This window comes from Deltaproteobacteria bacterium (assembly GCA_016234845.1).
In the GTDB taxonomy this organism is placed as follows: domain Bacteria; phylum Desulfobacterota; class Deferrimicrobia; order Deferrimicrobiales; family Deferrimicrobiaceae; genus JACRNP01.
In genome coordinates this window covers 1-18321 of sequence record JACRNP010000118.1, presented here as the reverse complement: position 1 = coordinate 18321, position 18321 = coordinate 1, and the positions used below count along the sequence as shown (strand labels likewise).

Annotated in this window: 17 protein-coding genes and 1 pseudogene; all 18 read right to left on the bottom strand. The window is 64.1% G+C overall.

The annotated features are described in order from the left end of the window. On the bottom strand, positions 1 to 779 hold a 779-nt coding region (locus tag HZB86_08620; protein MBI5905595.1), incomplete at its 3' end, for an acyl--CoA ligase. 37 nt (positions 780 to 816) lie between these two features. Beyond that, positions 817 to 1962, bottom strand: coding sequence for an acyl-CoA dehydrogenase family protein (locus tag HZB86_08615; protein ID MBI5905594.1), 1146 nt, complete (start codon positions 1960 to 1962; stop codon positions 817 to 819). A 22-nt stretch (positions 1963 to 1984) separates the two neighbouring features. Then, on the bottom strand, positions 1985 to 2698 hold the full coding sequence (locus HZB86_08610; protein ID MBI5905593.1) for an ABC transporter ATP-binding protein: 714 nt from the start codon (positions 2696 to 2698) through the stop codon (positions 1985 to 1987). After that, positions 2691 to 3428, bottom strand: coding sequence for an ATP-binding cassette domain-containing protein (locus tag HZB86_08605; protein MBI5905592.1), 738 nt, complete (start codon positions 3426 to 3428; stop codon positions 2691 to 2693). The genes HZB86_08610 and HZB86_08605 overlap by 8 nt, the downstream gene beginning before the upstream one ends. Next, positions 3412 to 4407, bottom strand: coding sequence for a branched-chain amino acid ABC transporter permease (locus HZB86_08600; GenBank protein MBI5905591.1), 996 nt, complete (start codon positions 4405 to 4407; stop codon positions 3412 to 3414). Before HZB86_08600 ends, HZB86_08605 begins: the two co-directional genes overlap by 17 nt. A gap of 8 nt (positions 4408 to 4415) precedes the next feature. Continuing rightward, a complete protein-coding gene (locus HZB86_08595) occupies positions 4416 to 5285 on the bottom strand; it encodes a branched-chain amino acid ABC transporter permease (protein MBI5905590.1) in 870 nt (289 codons plus the stop codon). 66 nt (positions 5286 to 5351) lie between these two features. Beyond that, positions 5352 to 6449 carry an ABC transporter substrate-binding protein gene (locus HZB86_08590; protein MBI5905589.1) on the bottom strand — a complete coding sequence of 366 codons (1098 nt, stop codon included), beginning with the start codon at positions 6447 to 6449 and terminating at the stop codon, positions 5352 to 5354. 4 nt (positions 6450 to 6453) lie between these two features. Beyond that, positions 6454 to 6540, bottom strand: a pseudogene (locus tag HZB86_08585) (twin-arginine translocation signal domain-containing protein). 10 nt (positions 6541 to 6550) lie between these two features. Beyond that, positions 6551 to 7297, bottom strand: coding sequence for a hypothetical protein (locus HZB86_08580; protein MBI5905588.1), 747 nt, complete (start codon positions 7295 to 7297; stop codon positions 6551 to 6553). A gap of 85 nt (positions 7298 to 7382) precedes the next feature. Further along, positions 7383 to 8798 carry a dihydrolipoyl dehydrogenase gene (gene lpdA, locus HZB86_08575; GenBank protein MBI5905587.1) on the bottom strand — a complete coding sequence of 472 codons (1416 nt, stop codon included), beginning with the start codon at positions 8796 to 8798 and terminating at the stop codon, positions 7383 to 7385. Next, entirely contained in the window at positions 8798 to 9970 is a 1173-nt protein-coding gene (locus HZB86_08570) for a 2-oxo acid dehydrogenase subunit E2 (GenBank protein ID MBI5905586.1), read from the bottom strand. Before HZB86_08570 ends, lpdA begins: the two co-directional genes overlap by 1 nt. A gap of 14 nt (positions 9971 to 9984) precedes the next feature. Continuing rightward, positions 9985 to 11130 carry an acyl-CoA dehydrogenase family protein gene (locus tag HZB86_08565; protein MBI5905585.1) on the bottom strand — a complete coding sequence of 382 codons (1146 nt, stop codon included), beginning with the start codon at positions 11128 to 11130 and terminating at the stop codon, positions 9985 to 9987. A 52-nt stretch (positions 11131 to 11182) separates the two neighbouring features. Then, positions 11183 to 12166: an alpha-ketoacid dehydrogenase subunit beta gene (locus HZB86_08560; GenBank protein MBI5905584.1), complete on the bottom strand. Its 984-nt coding sequence runs from the start codon at positions 12164 to 12166 to the stop codon at positions 11183 to 11185. 37 nt (positions 12167 to 12203) lie between these two features. Beyond that, positions 12204 to 13163 (bottom strand): thiamine pyrophosphate-dependent dehydrogenase E1 component subunit alpha, encoded by a 960-nt coding sequence (locus HZB86_08555; GenBank protein MBI5905583.1) that lies wholly within the window; start codon positions 13161 to 13163, stop codon positions 12204 to 12206. After that, complete coding sequence (locus tag HZB86_08550; protein MBI5905582.1) at positions 13099 to 13752, bottom strand: TetR/AcrR family transcriptional regulator; 654 nt, start codon at positions 13750 to 13752, stop codon at positions 13099 to 13101. Before HZB86_08550 ends, HZB86_08555 begins: the two co-directional genes overlap by 65 nt. Positions 13753 to 13833: 81 nt before the next feature. Further along, positions 13834 to 14616 (bottom strand): enoyl-CoA hydratase/isomerase family protein, encoded by a 783-nt coding sequence (locus HZB86_08545; GenBank protein MBI5905581.1) that lies wholly within the window; start codon positions 14614 to 14616, stop codon positions 13834 to 13836. A 140-nt stretch (positions 14617 to 14756) separates the two neighbouring features. After that, positions 14757 to 16328: an FAD-binding oxidoreductase gene (locus HZB86_08540; protein ID MBI5905580.1), complete on the bottom strand. Its 1572-nt coding sequence runs from the start codon at positions 16326 to 16328 to the stop codon at positions 14757 to 14759. Positions 16329 to 16346: 18 nt separating this feature from the next. Further along, positions 16347 to 18321, bottom strand: a 1975-nt coding sequence (locus HZB86_08535; protein ID MBI5905579.1) for an FAD-dependent oxidoreductase, incomplete at its 5' end; no start/stop codon positions are given.

The window sequence follows — 18321 nt, the reverse complement described above, 5'->3', positions numbered from 1 at the left end:
ACCGTCCCCGTCCAATGGTCCTGGGTGATCCCGTACTTCTCGATCGTCTCCCAGTACGTCTCGGCATGGAACCGGTCCTCCATCACCATGAGACACTTGTAGTAGAGGGCTCCCAGCATGATGAGGTACGCCCACCCGTGGAAGAAGGGGAGGTAGACATGTATCCGGTGGCGTTCGTCCGTCGCGAGCGCCTCCAGCCCCCGAACCGCGGTACGGATATAGGTGTTGTGGGTATGCATCACGCCTTTCGGGAATCCCGTCGTCCCGGAGGTGAAGATGATCATCGAGAGGTCGTCCGGCCGGGCCGGGCTCCCGAACTCCGGTATCTCCTCCCGGGCCATGTCCGGGAACTTCTCGAGGGGAAGCGTGGTCACGTGATGGGTCGTGTTGACGAGCGACTGGGACATGGCTTCATGGTACTTCGCCGAGACGCAGACATACGACGCGTCGGAGGCGTCGATGATATAGCGCAGGCTTTCGCCGATGAGCATGCTGTTGATCGGGACCCAGACGGCGCCGATGTTTGTTATCGCCATGATCGTGTAGAGGAGCTCCGGGATATTCTCCGCCATCGTGCACACCTTGTCGCCCTGCTTCACTCCGTACCGGCGAACGAGGAGGTTCGATATCCGGTTCACCTTGGCCTCGAAATCGCCGAAGGTGTCTCCGGCCCCCCTCGGGACGTAGTGAAGGTAGGGCCGGTCCTTTGCGGCGCGGGTCGCCTCCCGCATCAACTGCCGGGTCGTCATGTTGACTTTCGTGATATCGGTTCCGTTCATCCATTCGCTCCTTTCGGATGCCCTGTGTCGGTCCGGTTCAGCAACCGAGATCGCGCGCGATCACCATTCGGCAGACTTCGCTTGTCCCCTCGCCGATTTCCATCATCTTGACGTTCCGGTACAGCCTCGAGATCGGGTACTCCTTCATGAACCCGTACCCGCCGTGGATCTGGAATCCCATCATGACGTTCTTGACCGCCATCTCCGAGGAGACGAGCTTCGCCACCGTCGCCTCGGTGTGGTGCGGAAGCCCCTGATCCTTGAGCCACGCCGCCTTGTACGTCAGCAACCGCGCCACTTCGACGTTCACGGCCATCTCCGCCAGCTTGGCCTGGACCGCCTGGAACTTGCAGATGGGACTCCCGAACTGGACCCGTTCCCTGGCGTGCCTGAGGGAGTAGTCCAGGGCCGCCTGGGCGATTCCCGCGCCGATCGCGCCGAATGCGATCCGCCCGAGATTCAACCCGCCGAGCGCCTGGGCGATCCCCTTCCCTCGCTCACCGAACAGGTTCCCTTCGGGGATGCGGCAATCCTCGAAGATCAGCTCGCGGGTGTCCATGATGTTCCAGCCGATCTTCCGGAACTTGTTCCCGATGTGGAAACCCGGCGCCCCCTTCGGGACGATCAGGCTGCTGATCTCCTTCCTTCCGTCCTCCCGCAGCCCGGTGACGGCCATCAGAATGACGCCCAGGCTGTTCTCCAGCCCCGCGTTGGTGATGAAGATCTTGGTCCCGTTGATGACCCACTCGCCGCCCGACAGGATCGCCCGGGTCTGGATCGCATTGGCGTCCGATCCGGCGTTGGGCTCGGTGAGCGCGAACGAGGCCATCTTCTCCCCGCTCGCCAAGATCGGGAGATAGGTGTTCTTGTGTCGATCGGACCCGTACAGGAGGAACATGTCGCTCACTAGCTGGTGCACCTGGTACGACGTGGCGAACGCGTCGTCGGCTCGGGCGAACTCCTCGAGGATGAGGACATAATCGAGGATTTTCAGGCCCGGCCCGCCGTACTTTTCGGGGATGTTCACCCCGGTGTATCCAAGCGCCCGCATCTTCTCCCAGGTGTCGTACGGCCACTTTCCGCTCTCCTCGAGTTCCTCCGCCCGGGGGCCGATCACCTCCTGCGCGAACTTCCGGGCGTTCTCCCGGATCATCTCCTGTTCCGGCGTCAGTTCATATCGCATTGCCGCTCCTCCTGTCGGTCCCTTATCTCGTGGTCCTGCCGAAATATTTCTCCTGAACATCGTCCATCGCCGCGAGCGCCCGGCTTTCCCCCTCGAGAACGACCTTCCCCTTCTCCATGACGTAGCAGTAGTCGGATGCCTCCAGGCTGCGGACGACGTTCTGCTCGACCATAAGGACCGACATCCCCTGCCGCGTGAGGTTCCCGAGATGGCGGAAAATCTCCTTCACGAGGAGGGGGGACAGGCCTATGGACGGCTCGTCGATCAGCAGGACCCTGGGCTTCATGAGGAGGGCCCGAGCGACCGCCAGCATCTGCTGCTCGCCTCCGCTCAGCAGCGAGGCCGGCATCCCGCACCGGGGCTTCAGGTGGGGGAACCGTTTGAGGATCGAGTCCACCTCGTTCCGGAAATCGGCCGCGGAAGGGTACCGGTCTCGGACCAGTTGGAAATTCTCCATCACGGTGAGGGTCCGGAGGACCCCGCGGTAGTCCGGCACGTAAGCGATGTCCCTCCGGAGGATCCGGTGCGCCGGGTCCCGGGTGATGTCCCTTCCCGCGAACGAGATCCGACCCGTCTTCTTTTCGTGCAGGTTGACGATGCTCCGCAGGAGCGTCGTTTTCCCCGCCCCGTTCGGGCCGATGATGGAAACGAAGGTCCCCTCCTCGACCCGCACGGCGACGTCGAACAGGACCATCGCCTTCTGGTACCAGACGTTGAGAGCCGACACCTCAAGCATCGGCGCCCCCGATGTACGCTTCGATGACCCGGCGATCCTCGAACGCCCTCCCGATGTCCCCGTCGTAGATGACCGAACCGAAATCCAGCACGACGACGTCGGAACAGATATTCCGGACTGCCCGCAGGTCGTGCTCTACGAAGAGCACCCCGCACCGGTTCCGCTCCACGTGTCCCCGGATCATCGACAGCAGTTCGTCCGTTTCGTCGTGGGACAGGCCCGAACAGATCTCGTCCAGAAGGACGAGATCCGGAGAGAGGGAGACGGCCCGGGCGAACTCGACCTTCTTCACGAGCAGGATCCCGGCCCGCGACATCGGCTCCTGCCAGGCCTCCTTCGGGATTCCGGATGACCGCAGGCACTCCTCCGTCCACTCCTTCCGGCGGGAACGGCGGACGGCGAACCCTAGGACGCGATTGTTCATGCTCCCGAGGAGGACGTTTTCGAACACGGTGAGGTGCCACGCAAGAGAGGGCTTCTGGAACGTCCTCCCGACCCCGGAGCGCACGATGACGTGCGGGCGCAGCCGGGTGATATCCCTTCCGGACAGGTATACCCTCCCCGCGTCCGCGCGGTAGAACCCCGTGATCACGTTGAAAAGCGTCGTTTTCCCGGCCCCGTTTGGGCCGATCAGCCCCTTCACGCCGTTCCCGTCGACGCGGAACGACACGTCGGACAGGGCGCATGCCCCCCCGAACGCGATGCTGACGGCGTCAACGTGAAGGAGCATGGGTTTCCGCCTCGGGAAGGACCGGGCTGGGCCTGAACCAGGCGGTCACGCGACCGGTGTAGCTCAGCAGTCCGCCCGGCAGGAACGTGACGATCGCCACGAGAAGGACGCCGTAGATCAGTGTGTGATACTCGAGGAACCGCTCCCACAGCATCTGGTCCACGAAGATGAGGATCGCACCGCCGACGATCGGTCCGGCCAGCGTGCCGATCCCGCCGAAGATGCTCACGATGATCGGCTTCACGGACCAGGAGAGGGCGAAGATCGCCTGGGAGCTGATGTAGGTGATCATCGGAGCGTAGATCGCACCCGTCACCCCGACCCAGAAGGCGGACAGGACGAAGGCGCACACCCGCGTCAACGTGGAGTTGATCCCGATCCCCCGCGCCATCAGGTCGTCCTCCTTGAGGGCCGCGGTACCGAACCCGATCCGCGAGGAGAGGAACACGATGTGGGAGGCCATCGTCAGGAAGAAGACGAGGACCAGGAGGTAGTAGTATCGTGCGTCGCTCATGAGGGGTGGGAACGACCACCCAAGGTCCCAACCCTTCAACCCCCGGGTGAACTCCCACTTCCGGAAGATCACCTGCGCCGCCTCCAGCAGCGCCAGGGTCGTCAGGGCGAAGTTGAATCCCTTCAGCCGGAGCATGGGGGCTATGGCAAGCGCAACCGCCGCACTTACCACCCCCCCCAGGAACATTCCGAGGTACGGATGGACGCCGAACCGGAGCACCGCGATGGCGATGGTGTAGGAACCGACGCCGAAGAAAAGACCGTGCCCGAAGCTGAAGTACCCGCAGTAACCGCCGATGAGGTTCCACGAACAGGCGATGATCAGGCTGATGATCAGGAACGAGACGAACTTGAGCCAGTAGGCGTCGAGGAGGGCAGGGCCCAGGCAGAGGAGGGTGGCCCCCGCCAGCGCGAGGAGAAGGTACCGGTCCCGGTTGAGGAAGATCCCTTTCCCGACGGTTCCCATATCGGCCGCTACTTCCTCTCCGCGACGATCATCTTCGAAGGGAAAAGCCCGGTCGGCTTCACGAGCATCAGGAGGAACAGGAGGACATACAGGATGGAATCGCTGTACCCTCGAGCGTAGATCGAGCTGAGGAAGAGGATCACCCCGATGAGGATCGCCGACAGGAATGTCCCCGCCAGGTTCCCGGTTCCCCCGACGACAACCACGAGGAAGCTCATGACCGTCCAGTAGACGTCCTGATGAAGGTCCATCGGGACGACGAAGATCGTCAGCCCTCCCGCGAGACCGGTCCAGAACCCGCACAGGAGCATCGCGATGACGTAGCTTCCGCCGACGTTCATTCCGAGGATCCTGGCGATCTCCGTGTTCTCACCGATGGCCCGGAGCCGCAGTCCGGTAGCGGTGCGGCGGAACAACCAGGAGAAGAATCCGAAGATGACCACCGACAGGGCGAACGCGACGGCCTCCACGAGGGGAAACTCGTTCCCGAACAGCGCCACGGTGCGCTCGTTCACCCCCTCGATGATGAGGAGCCGCTCGTTGAACCCGAAGACGAGCCCCATCGTCTCGCGTGCCACGATCGCCAGCCCGACGGTGAGAACCAGCACCATCATGTGGGAGCGGGCCATCACCCGGTTGATGAAGACACGCTGGATCGCCAGGGCGTAGACGCTCACCAGGGACGACGCGGCCAGGATGGCAAGCCAGGGGGAGAGTCCTGCCTTGGCGAAGGTGAACGTGAGGTATCCGCCCAGGATGAAGAAGATTCCGTGACTGAAGTTCACGATGCCCAGGATGCCCAGGATGATGGAAAACCCCCATCCCGCGAGCGCGAAGACGGCGCCCTTCATCGCACCGAGGAGGGCGAAATAGATCACCGCCCGCCTCCGGTCCCGTATCCGCACGCATTCCGGGGGTCTCCCGCCGTCCCGTTCATGCAGCCCTCAGGTCCCCAGGGGGTCGGAGGGGTAGATCATCTTCCCCGTGGCGTTCTTCGCCGGGGCTACGATCACCGGTTTCGGGGGGTCGCCCTGCCACTGGATCACGAGCATGTCGGAGTATATTCTCCCCTTTGCGTTGAACCGGACGCGGCCGTACATCATGTCCCGATCGACCCCCAGGAGGGCCTTCCGGATCGCGTCGGTGTTGAAGGGATCCTTCGGGTTGCTCCCCTTGAGGACCGTCTCGTAGAGCTCCATCAGTTGCGTCGCAAGCGCCACGTGATACGCAGGTTCGTACCCGAACCGGGCATGGAACTTCTTGCCGAACTCGATGCTGTCCTTGAAATGCAGCGGTTTCGTCTTCGCCTCCGGGAGCCAGAACGTGACCCCGAAGATGTTCTTCAACTTCTTGCCGAGCGACTCCTTCAGGAAAGGGGTGATCGTGGCGTGCCCGCCGTCTAGGACCTTGATCTTCAGCTTGTACTTGATCGCCTCATTGACGAAACTCGCGAGGATCTTGTCCCATCCCGTATTGATCACCATGTCGATCTGCTTGCCTTTCATCTTGAGGACGGTAGAGCTGAGGTCGGTGGTGTTCATGGGAAGGACGTCCTCGAAGACGACCTTCATCCCCGCCTTCTCGCACCGATCCCTGCACGCGTTCCCGATCTCGTGATAGACGGGATCGTCCATCTTGATGATCGCGACGGTCTTCACCGGCGGGTTGAACTTCGCGACCGCGTCGATCAGGGTCGCATGGTAATAGTCGCCGGTGCTGACGAGGGTGAACGTGTTGTTCGCGCCGTACTCCTCGTCGACCCTCCGGGTGGCCGCGCCGCCCTGGATCAGTATGCGGTTGTACTTCTTGCAGATGGCGCTCTGGGCGAGAACCGGGTCGCGTCTTGGTCGGGTCGTTTTCGTCGTCGTACAGGGTGAGCTTCGCCTGGAACGTCTTCCCGCCGACCACGATCCTGTTGTTGATCGTCTCCATGTAGAACTCGTAGGCGTCCTTGTACAATTTCGCGACCTTCGCGTAGGTGCCCGTGAGCGCCAGGGATCCGCCGAAGTGCACGACCCCCTTGTCGAGGGCGGCGAACGCATTCCACGGGAAGGTTCCCGCAGCCGCCCCCACTCCGACGGCCCCGGCCGCCTGGAGGAACTCCCTCCTCTTTATCGAGCGTTTCATCTCCATCCCTCCCTCCTCACCCCTCCTTCTTCATCCCGATCCGGGTGTAATACTCCTCGGGGATCGCTTCCTTGGTCTTGTAGAAGTACCAACGGCACGGGGCGTTCGGGTCGTCCTGGTAGTCGGTCACCTTGATGGGAATCCCGGCCTTCTCGATGGCCATGATCTCGTGCCATATCGCGCAGTGGACGCAGTAGTACGGAACGCCCTTCTTCCCCCAGGACCAGGGATACGCTTTCTTCGTTACCCCCTGGTTGAACGGCTCGCCCGTCCTCGGCGGGATTCCGTCGAGCTCTCCCGTCCGGCGCATGCGCCCGCCGCTTCCGCACGGGTCGAACTCCATCACATACCGGTCCTTCTCTTCCCACACCTTGAAGGAGCCGGTCTCCCCGGGGCCGCAACGGTGGGCCCGCATCCCCTCCGCGAAGTACTGGATGAGTTCCAGCTGGCTTACCTTCCCGTACCCTTTGTATGCGACCAGATCGAGCTTGCTCTTCACGTAACGGTAGAACTTCGGAATTTCCTCCTCGCCGTACGTTTCCGCGATGTAGGTGAGGTCGGCGTACGTCCAATCGGTGTAGATGTCGTGGAGCCACTTGAACTCGTGCTGGACGTAGTCGATCAACTGGAGGGCCTCCTCCGTCTTGCCCGCCTTGACCAGATCGCGCAGTCTGTCGTAACTGCTGATTCCCAACTCCCCGATCGGCTCGTCCGTGCGAAGCGTCCGGCCGCCGAGCGATTCGACCTTCCCGATCTTGAGCATCCGCTTCTCCTCCTTTCGGTCTTGCCCCGGACATCTCCGGGGGGTTATCCTTCCCCGCCTCCCGCGTTGCCGATGCGGACCGCAGTCAGACGACGGCGGCGGATTTCGGCGCGGGAGGCATGTGAATCGCCCGCCCGTCTGCGTCGAGCGCGGCTTCACGCAGCGCCTCCGAAAACGTCGGGTGGGGGTGGACGAGGTCGGCCAAGTCCCCGACCGTCGCCTCCAGCCGGACGGCAAGCGACGCTTCCCCGATCGCCTGGGCCGCCTGGCGACCGACGATCGCCACGCCGAGAACGCACCCCGTCTCCCCCTCGGCGATCACCTTCGCGAACCCGTGGGGCGCTCCCTCCAGTATCGCCCTGCCGCTCATGCTGAAGGGAAACTTCCCGACGCGGACGTGGGCGTGCCGCTTCCGGGCCTCCGCCTCCGTGAGCCCGACACACGCCACCTCCGGATCGGTGTAGACGACCCTCGGGATGGCGGCGTACGACGCGACCGTCGGAATGCCCGCCGCGTTTTGCGCGGCGCACTCCCCTTCCATGGTCGCCTTGTGGGCGAGCATCAGGCCCCCCGCCGCGTCGCCGACCGCGTAGATGCCCGGTATGTCGGTTTCCATCCGCCCGTTGACCCGAATGGCACCCTTCTCCGGATTGAGGCCGGCTTTCACCGGGTTCAATCCCTCGAAAGACGGTTTCCGGCCGACGGCCACCAGTACCAGCTCGGCATCGGTGCGGCGGATCACGCCCCCTTCCCGGAAATCGACTCCCAATCCTCCCCGCATCTTCCCGATCCGCTCGACGGTCGCGCCCGTGCGGACCGCGATTCCCGAGCTTTCCAGTGCGCCCCGGATCGCCGCCGAGACATCGCCGTCCTCCGACGCGAGGAGCCTCGGGAGCATCTCGACGATGGTCACCTCGGCGCCCAGGTTCCGGAACATCTGGGCGAACTCCAGGCCGATCACGCCACCGCCGATGATCGCCACGGCCCGCGGAACCCGCTCGAGGGAGAGAGCGGCGTCGCTGTCCGCCACGCCGGGAAGATCGCTCCCCTCCACCGGGAGGCGGGAGGGGGACGAGCCGGTGGCGACGATGAACGCGGGGGATTCCACGATCTCGCCGGTCTCCCCCACCAACACCCTGGAAGGGTCGAGGAAGGACGCGGTCCCCGCGATCACCCGCACGCCGTTCTTGCGAAGCAGCCCCGCGGTCCCCCGTTCGAGCTGACCCAGCACCTGCTCCTTCCGCCGCATCATCCCGGCCAGATCCGCCGGAGGGTACGCGATTCCCGTCCCGGCGGCCGGAAACGCCGCCGCTTTCCGGTAATCGGCCGACTCCTTCAACAGGAGCTTGGTGGGGATGCACCCCCGATGGAGGCAGGTGCCTCCGAGCCCCCCCCGGTCGATCAGCACCACGTCGAGGCCCGACTGCGCCGCACGGATCGCGGCGGGATACCCCCCCGGCCCGCCGCCGATCACCACCACCCTTTTCCCGTTGCCGCGCATCACTCCCCCGCGATGTTTCCGCCGCTCTGCGGAACCGCCGCGGTCCAGAGCAGCCCCGGGTTCTCCACGAGTTCCTTCAGCCGCTTCCGGAACCGACCGGACGTCTCGCCGTCGATGAGCCTGTGGTCCACGGTGAAGCTCACCGGCATCATCTCCCGGATCACCACATGGTCGCCTTCCGCGACCGGTTTCCTCGTCGCTTTGCCGATCCCGAGGATGGCCACTTCCGGCGGATTGATGATGATGGTCTCCCACTCCCCCCCGTAGCTGCCGAGGTTCGTCAGGGTGAACGTTCCCCCCGAGAGATCCCCGGGGAGGAATTTCTTCGCCCGGGCCCTTTCGATCCGGCCGGACAACTCCTCCTGGATCTCGGCCAGCGACTTGCGATCGGCGTCGTGGATCACCGGCACGACCAGGCCATCCGGCAACGCCACCGCCACGCCGATGTTCACGTTGCGCCAGTAGAGAATCCTGCCGCCCTCGACCGAAGCGTTGAAGACCGGCATCTCCCGGAGGACCTTCGCCAGCAGGGCCACCATCATCCCGGGGACGGTCGCCTTGAAGCCTGTCTTCCCCTCGTCCGCGTTGATGAGGGAGCGGAGGCGGAGGAACGCCGTCACGTCCCACTCGGAGAAAGCGGTCATCTGTGCGCTGGTCCGCAGGCTCTCCATCATGTTTCGGGAGATGGCCGACCGCATCCCGGTCATCGGCTCCTCGCCGGCCAATTCCTTGAAGCTCTCCTTCCCGCCGACGGCGGTGGCGACCAGGCGGGCCGGCGACGCGGGGGGGGCTCCCGTTTCCAGGGCGGCCGCCAGCACGTCTTCCCGTGTGATCCTCCCCTGCGGGCCGGTTCCGGCGACCGTGGAGAGATCGACCCCCTTCTGGCGGGCAACCTCGCGGGCCGCGGGTGTGGCGCGGACCGCTCCATCCCGGGGAGCCGACGCTCCGGGGAACCGCCCCGGCGCGGTCTCGGCCGCGGCGGGCTCCGCCGGGGCCGGATCCGCCGTACGGCCGGCCGAACGGATCTTCGCGTACTCCTCCTCCTTGTCGGATTCGATGGTAAGGAGGACCTCTCCCTTCCGGACGCGGTCCTTCTCCTTCCGGGCCCACCCGAGGAGCTTCCCCTCTTCCATCGTCATGCCCAACTTGGGCATCTTCACCTGCATCGACATGGATACGCCCCCCGTCAGCAGCCGAGAGCCCGGGCGATCACGATCCGGCAGACCTCGCTCGTCCCTTCGCCGATGGTCATGATCTTGGCATCCCGATAGTACCGATTGATGTCGTACTCCCTCGTGAAACCGTATCCGCCGTGGATCTGGAACCCATCAAGCGCGGACTGCATCGCGGCCTCGGACGCGTACAGTTTCGCCATCGTCGCTTCGGTGGCGTGCTGACGCCCCTGGGCCTTGAGCCACGCCGCCTTGTGCGTCAACGTGCGTGCCGCCTGCACCCGGAACGCCATGTCGGCGAGCTTGAACTGGATCTCCTGGAACTTGCTGATCGGTTGATTGAACTGGACCCGCTCCTTGGCGTAAGCGAGCGACGCGTCGAGACACGCCTGGGCGAGCCCGGTGCAGATGGCCCCGAACGCGATCCGCCCGAGGTTCAGGCCACCCAACGCCTGTGCGATCCCCTTCCCCCGCGTCCCGAACAGGTTGTCCTCGGGGATCGCGCAATCCTCGAACGCCAGCTCGCGGTTGTCCATGTTGCACCAGCCGATCGTATCGTTCCGGCTGCCGATGATGTAACCGGGCGTCCCGGTGGGGACGATGAAGGAGCTCATCTCCTTCTTCCCGTCGGGCTGTTTGCCGGAAATCGCCATCACGATCGGGCCGAAGCTGATGTCGGTCCCGCAGTTCGTGATGAACATCTTGGTCCCGTTGAGGATCCATTTCCCCTTTTTCCGCTCCGCCCGGGTCAGGATCCCGCTGGCGTCCGACCCTGCGTTGGGCTCCGTCAGCGCGAACCCGCCCAACTTGTCGCCGCTCGCCAGGATCGGCAGGATCTTCTCCTTGTGCTCCCTGCTCGCGTACAGCCGGTACATCTCGGTCACGAGGACGTGGACCTGGAGGATCGCGGCGAAGGAATCGTCCGCGCGGGCCAGTTCCTCCAGCACGATCGCGTACGTCAGGGGGTCCAGCCCCTGGCCTCCGTACTCCTCCGGCACGAGGATCCCGGGGAGGGACAGCTCTCTCAGCTTGCTCCAGAGCTCATACGGGAACCGGCGATCCCGGTCGAGCTCCCTGGCGACGGGGGCGATCTCCTTCCGGGCGAACTCCCTCGCCATATCCTGCAACATCCGCTGTTCGTCGGTCATCTCGAATTCCATCGACTTCCCCCTGTCCCGACCATGTTGTTCCTTCGGCGTCCCCGCGCCCGATTCAGCTCTCCAAGACCTTCCGCACGCCCTCCACGATCCGCGGAACGCCCGGAATCGTGAAATCCTCCATTCCCGGACTGTAGGGGAACGGGTTGAAGCTGGAGGCGACGCGGACCAGCGGGGCCTGGAGAAAATCGAAGCACTCCTCGAACACGACCGCGCCGATCTCCGCCCCCATGCCGCACGGGCTCCACGCCTCGTGCACGGTGACGAGGCGGCCGGTCTTGCGCACCGAGGCCACGATCGTCTCCCGGTCCAGCGGGCTCAGGGACAGCGGGTCGACGATCTCCACGCTGATCCCTTCCTCCTGGAGCTTCGCCGCCGCCTGCAGCGACACGTTGACCATGTGGGACACCGCAACGATCGTCGCGTCGGTCCCCTCCCGCTTGACAAAGGCCTTCCCCAACGGGACCGTGAACTCCCCTTCCGGGACCTCCCCCTTCATCCCGAGGATGGCCTTGTGCTTCATCACGATCACGGGATTGTCGTCCCGGAGGGCCGATTTCAGCGCTCCCTTGAGGTCGTGGGGGTTTGACGGAGCGATCACTTTCAGCCCCGGGATGTGCGCAAACCACGCCTCGAGGCTCTGCGAATGCTGCGCGCCGGCCCGGCGTCCGCCGCCCGCCATCGTGTGGATCACGAGCGGGAGCGCCTTCGGGGCTCCGCCGCTCATGTACCGGAGTTTCGCCGCCATGTTGACGATCTGGTCGATCGCCACGAGGGTGAAATCCATGAACGAGATGTCCACCACCGGGCGGTACCCGGTGGCGGCCAGGCCGATCGCGAGCCCGACGTACCCGGCCTCGCTGTCCGGTGTGTCGTACACCCGCTTCTCCCCGAACTCGTCCTGCAGCCCCTTGGCCAGCGCGAAGGGACCGCCGACGTTCCCGCCGGCGTCCTCCCCGAAGTAGAGGATGGCCGGGTCGCGCCGCATCTCCTCCGACAATCCTTCCTGAAACGCCCGCCAGAACTTGATCTCTCTCACGTGACTCCCCCGTTGGTGTTGGCGTGTCCCGCCGCGCTCAGGCGTAGACCAGCTCCAGCGCCTCCTCGGGCGCCGGGTATGGGCTCTTCTCTGCGAACTCCACGGCGAAGGCGATCGTCCGGTCGACTTCCCCGATCACCGTCTCCTTCGACTTCGCGTCGAGAACGCCCTCCTTCATGAGCTTCTCCTCGAGTCGGGCGATCGGGTCCTTTTTCCTCCACTCGTCGATGTCCCCCGGGACGCGGTACACCTGGGGATCCCCCTCGTAATGGCCGTGGAGCCTGCAGGTGACGGATTCGATCAGCGTCGGCCCCTTCCCGGACCGCGCCCTCCCGACCGCATCGGAAGTCGCCTGAAGGACCTCCAGCACGTCGTTCCCGTCGACCGTCACTCCCGGCATCCCGTACCCCGCCGCGCGCGCCGCCACGGTGTCCACCTTCAGGTGGGCGGAGCGGTGGGACAGCTCCGCATACTGGTTGCTTTCGCAGAAGAAGACTACCGGGAGGTCCCACAGAGCCGCGAGGTTCATCGTCTCGTGGACGATCCCCTCGTTGCTCGCCCCCTCGCCGAAGAATCCCAGCGCCACGCGCCCGTTCCCGGCGAGCTTGGCCGACATCGCCGCTCCCGCCGCCATCGGGAGGCCGTCCCCGAGGATGGCGACCCCGCAGAGAATCCCCTTCTCCATGTCGCAGAGGTGCATCGATCCGCCGCGGCCGAGGTTCGTCCCGGTCTTCTTCCCGAAGAGTTCCGCCATCATCCGTTCGGGCGGTATCCCCTTCGCCAGACTCTGCCCGTGTCCCCGATGCGTGGGGCAGATGTAATCGTCCGGGCGCAGGGCGAAGCACGCTCCCGTCACGGAGGCCTCCTGCCCGACGCACACGTGGATCCACCCCGGAAACCTGCCGTCCCTGAAAAGCTCGGAGGCCCGGAGTTCAAACCTTCGAATAAGGTTCATCATCCTGTACATTGCGAGCATCTTTTCCGGCGGAACATTCATGCGGCGTTTCTCCTTTTCCGGTCCCACGGCCGATTTCGAGGCCGCCGGTCACCATCCCCTTCATGTTGGAGAGGATTTCGTCCAGACTGAGCGGACCATTGGGGCGGTACCATATGTAGAGCCAGTTCATCATTCCGAGAAGGAGGAAGCTTACAATCCGGGGGTTGATGTCCGCCCGGATCTTCCCCTGGGACATACCCGCCTGCAGGATTTCGATCAGCATTTCCTGCGCCTGCTGCCGCTTTCGGGAGGTGGCGAGCAGCATCTCCTCCGAATAGTTGTCGATCTCCGTGAAAAACACCTTCATGTGCCCGAGGTAATCGTGGGTGACCGAGGCGTGCGCCTCCATCCATTTGCCGACCTTGTTCTCCGGGGAGCCCCCCCCCTCCATCGCCCTCCCGACACGCTCCAAAAACGTGTCCAGGATCTGGTTATGGATATCCTTGAGGAGGTCCCCCTTCTTCTCGACGTAGTGATAGAGACCGCCCTTCGTCAATCCCACCGACTCGGCGATCTCGTCCATCGAGGTGTTGATGTATCCCTTTGCCTGGAAAAGTTTTACCGCGGCGTCCAGGATCATCTGCCTCATATGCTGTGCGTTTTCGCTTTCCAACCGTTTTCCCCCAGGGTTTTTCGCCTGATGCGAAGTCGACCGCGCAATCCGCTCCGGCTATCTTCCGGTGAAGTTCGGAACGCGTTTTTCGATGAAGGCTCTCATCCCCTCTTTCTGGTCCTCGGAGGCGAAAAGCAGAAGGAATTCGCAGAGCGCGTAATCGATCCCCCTGTCCCGGTCCATTTCCGCGCCCACGTTCACGGCAGCTTTCGCCGCCGCGAGGGCCAATGGGGATTTCTGTGCGATTTTCCTTGCCATGGCGAGGGTCGCATCCGCCAACTGTTGCCTGGGGACGACCCGGTTGATCAGCCCGATCCGGTGGGCCTCCGCGGAGTCCAGAAAATCCCCGGTCATGAGGATCTCCATCGCCTTGGCCTTTCCCACCCATCGCGGCAGACGGATCGTCGCCCCCGCCCCGGGGATCACGCCGATATTGATCTCCGCCAGCGCAAACCTTGCGTCATCGCTCGCGATGACGATGTCGCAGCACAGCGTCAACTCCGTCCCGCCGCCCGGGGCGTACCCGTGGACCGACGCGATCATCGGCTTGCGGATTGTCTCGACGAGCCGGAAGAATTCGATCCACAGGAGGTTGTACTTTCTCTGGCGGAGCGGATCGTTCCCCTGGATCTCCGAGATGTCGGCGCCCGCACTGAACGCTTTCTCCCCCGCGCCCCGGAAGACGACGACCCGGATATCCTCGGTGTCCCGGCAATGTTCGAGCGCCCGGATGCAGTCCCGGAGCATTGCGGTATTGAACGCGTTCAGCACCTTGGGCCGGTTGAAGGTGATGAAGGCGATATTTCCTTCCACTTCGAAGAGCAGCGTCGCGAAATGCATCCGCCCGTCCTCCGTTTCGATCCGACCCGCGTCGTCAAGGCCGCGCGTCCGGGATGAATCCACCTTACCACGAAAACCGACCGACTGGTAGGTCGGCATTTCTCATACACAATTATCTTTTTATTTATAACAAGTTACCGCTATAGGCCTAGCGCTCCCGGGTTCATCATCCGGGAAGGGTCCAGGACTCCCTTCACCCCCTCGAGAAGCCTCCAGAGCCCTTCGTTTTTCATCGCGTCCTTGTAGGGGTACCATTTCCCGATCTGGAGGTGGCACGCCCCCAGTTCGAAATACAGCCGCCGGAGGTCGTTCCGCATGCCGACCACCGCCTCGCGCGCCGGCAGGTTCTCCGGTATGGCCTTCCACTGCTCCTCCATCTCCTCGCCGGAGATGAGGCCCAGGACCGACTGCGGGATCTTGTCGAACCAGTAGAAGCTGGGCTCGATGACGAATTCGGTCCCGGAAAAACAGGTCAGGTAGGAATACCGGATGTCGAACTTCTTCATGAGGTCCGCCCGGTCGTGGAAGAATTTTTCCGTGGCGGAAGCAGCGGCCTGCGCGCGGGACAGTGGGAAGAACCCGTGGATCGGGACCCAGCACTCCCCGTCGGCACCTAGCACGACGATGCGGACCCCGCCGAACGGCTGCGCCCGGAAGGCGATCGGCAAGGTGTTCGGGATCTCGTCCCCGTTCCGGGAGCAGATCTTCTTCACCGCTTCCAGGGAACTCCGCGCGGCGGCCTCGTCCAGCCCGTCCATGACCGAATGGAGGGAGTAGTTGATGTTCTTCAGGACCCGCTTCCCGTGCGCCGCGGTCTTCACCACCCCCTTGATCCCCTCCACGACCGACTTCCCCGATTTCCCGATATTGGCCAGGAGCTGGAGGCTTTCGCGCAGCGTGAAGCCCTTCTTCTCGAAGGCGGCGTTGTAGTACGGGTCGAACCCGTAGCACTCGGCGGCCACGCGCAGGCGCGCGATCTCGATCTGCGCCTCGAGCATCTCCGCCAGGGTCTCGAAACCGAACGAGCAGCATTCGGTCGCGCCGGGCTGCGGGATGAGGCGGAAGGTCGCCTTCGACTTGATCCCGAAGGAGCCGGTGTCCGCCGTGAAGATCCCGGTCAGGTCCGGCCCGAAATGCCGGTAGAATGCGTTGCTGGTCTTGTGCGCCGCGGAACCCGTCTGGAGAACGGTCCCGTCCGACAGGACGACTTCGAGGCCCAGGCAGCTCTCCGCGACGGTGTTGTATACCCCCGATCCGAGGAACAGGCTGTTCTGCGACAGCGCACCGCCGACCGTGGAGTACATCCCCGAAAGCGGACCGAAATACGGCGTGCGAAGCCCCTTCTCCTTCAGGGCTTCCCACAAGGTTTTCCACGTGCACCCGCACTCGACCGTGACGTACATGTCTTCCGCGTTGATCTCGACGACGCGGTTCATCCTCCGCATGTCGACGATCACGGATTTTGTCCGTTCCGGGGTGAATCCCTTCGTGTAGGAAGTGCCGCCTCCGCGTCCGATGACGGCGTACCCCGCCGAAGTCGCCGCGCGCACGGCGCGCGACAGTTCCTCTACGCTTGCCGGCTGGATCACGGCCTCGGCCACCTCCCGGGGGAGGTGGCTTAAGTCCGTGGAATAGTACTCCCTGCGTCCGGGATCGGTGAGGACGTGGTCATCCCCCACAATTCCCTTGAGCGTACTGATCAGGTCGCCCATCTCCTGGCTCTCCTTTATCTAGGTCAGATGGCCCGCGAAGAAACCGGCCTCGATCGCCTCGCGGATCTTCTTCGGCTGTCTTGCGTCGCCTACCACGTGAACCTCCTGGAACTTCTCCCGCGCCTTCTTCTCCAGCGGGTTGTACGATTCCGCCCCGAAAGCCAGCACGATGAAGTCCGCCGGGATCGTCGATTCCTTCCCGTCCTTGTCGGCGACCACGGCCCCCTCCGGGATGAAGCGGCGGATGATGTGCCCGGTCATCATCTGCACGTGCTTCTCCTTCAGCCGGGCCATCAAGGCGAGGCGGGTGATCAGTTCCTCGTCGAGGGCGCAGTCGTTCATCATCTCGACGATGGTCACTTCCTTCCCGTTGTCGCTCAGGAAGTCGGCGCCGCCGGATCCCGCGCAACCGCCTCCGGCGATGACGACCTTCCCCCTCACCACGACCTTCCCGGAGAGGACGTCGTTCAGCAACACCACGTTCTTGCCGTTCACTCCCTCGATGGGAGGAACCACGGACGTAGCCCCGGTGGCGAGGATGACGACGTCGGGCGATTCCTTCTCCAGGTCGGGAATGCCCGCCTCCTTGCCGAGAACGATCCTTACGTTCTTCATCCTTGCAAACTGGTTCTCGTAGAACTTCACGATGTTCCCGTACTCCTCCTTGAACGGGGCGGCGCAGGCCAGCTTCAACTGGCCGTCCCCGAGGCGCCCTTCCTTCTCGAAGAGAACCACTTTGTGCCCCTTCTCGCCCGCGACCTGGGCGGCCGCCATCCCGGCGGCCCCCCCCCCGACGACCACGACCTTCCGGGATTTCGGCGCCTTCTCCGGCGCCTTCATGAACTCGCTTTCCCGCCCGGCCACCGGGTTGATGGCACAGCGGATGGTGAGCCCTTTCAGCGCCCGGTCGATGCACTGGTTGCAGGATATGCAGCGGCGGATCTCGTCGATTTTTCCTGCCCGGACCTTGTTCGGCCAGCACGGGTCCGCCAGGATCCCCCGCGTCATGCCGATGAAATCGGCCTTTCCCTCCGCCAGGACCTTCTCGGCGAGCTCGGGATCGTACAACCGCCCCTGGGTGATCACCGGAATCTTGACCTCGCGGCGCACCGCGGCCGCCAGATCCGTAAGAACCCCCTTCGGAAGGTAAATCGGCGGGATGATCATGTGCATCGACTCGTACAGACCCGCACCGGCGTCGACCGCGTTGACGCCGAGCTGCTCGAGTGCCTGAACGATCCGGATCGACTCCTCGACGCCCCGGCCGCCGGGGAAGAACTCGTCGATCGACATCCGGATGACCAGCGGAAAGTCCGGGCCGACGTTCTTTCGGCACGATTCCACGATTTCCCTGAGGAACCTCATCCGGCGGTCGAAATCCCCGCCGTACTCGTCGTTACGCGTGTTGAACCGAGGGGAGATGAACTGCGAAATGAGGTACCCCCCCAGCGCGTGGATGTAGAACGCGTCGAACCCGGCGTACATGACCCGCCGCGCCGACATCCCGTACACCTCGATGATCTTCCGGATCTCCTCGACGGAAAGCTTCCGGACGCGCCGCTGCGCGACGAACGACTGCTCCTCGCTCGCCCCGACGTTCTGGATCTCCATCATCCCCTCGAGTCCGCGGTCGTACGGGAATCCCATCGACTGGGCTCCCCCTCCCGCGGACACGAGTATGGCGATCTTTCCCCCGACGCGATGGACCGCATCGGTCAGCTCCCCCATCATCGGGATGTAGGCGTTGTCGTCGACCCGCAGGGAGTGCGGGAACGGATCATTCGGGTCGAGCCGGGTGCACGCCTGGGCGGAGTGCACCACGAGGAGCCCCGCCCCTCCGCCCGCCCGCTGTACGTAGAAGTCGATGAGCTTCTGGGTGACCTCCCCGTCCACCGTCGCGTAGAGCGTCTCGCACGGGTTGAAGATGACCCGGTTCCGAAGCGTCAGCTTGCCGATGTTTCCCGGCTGCAGGAGGTGCTGGAACGGTCCGCTC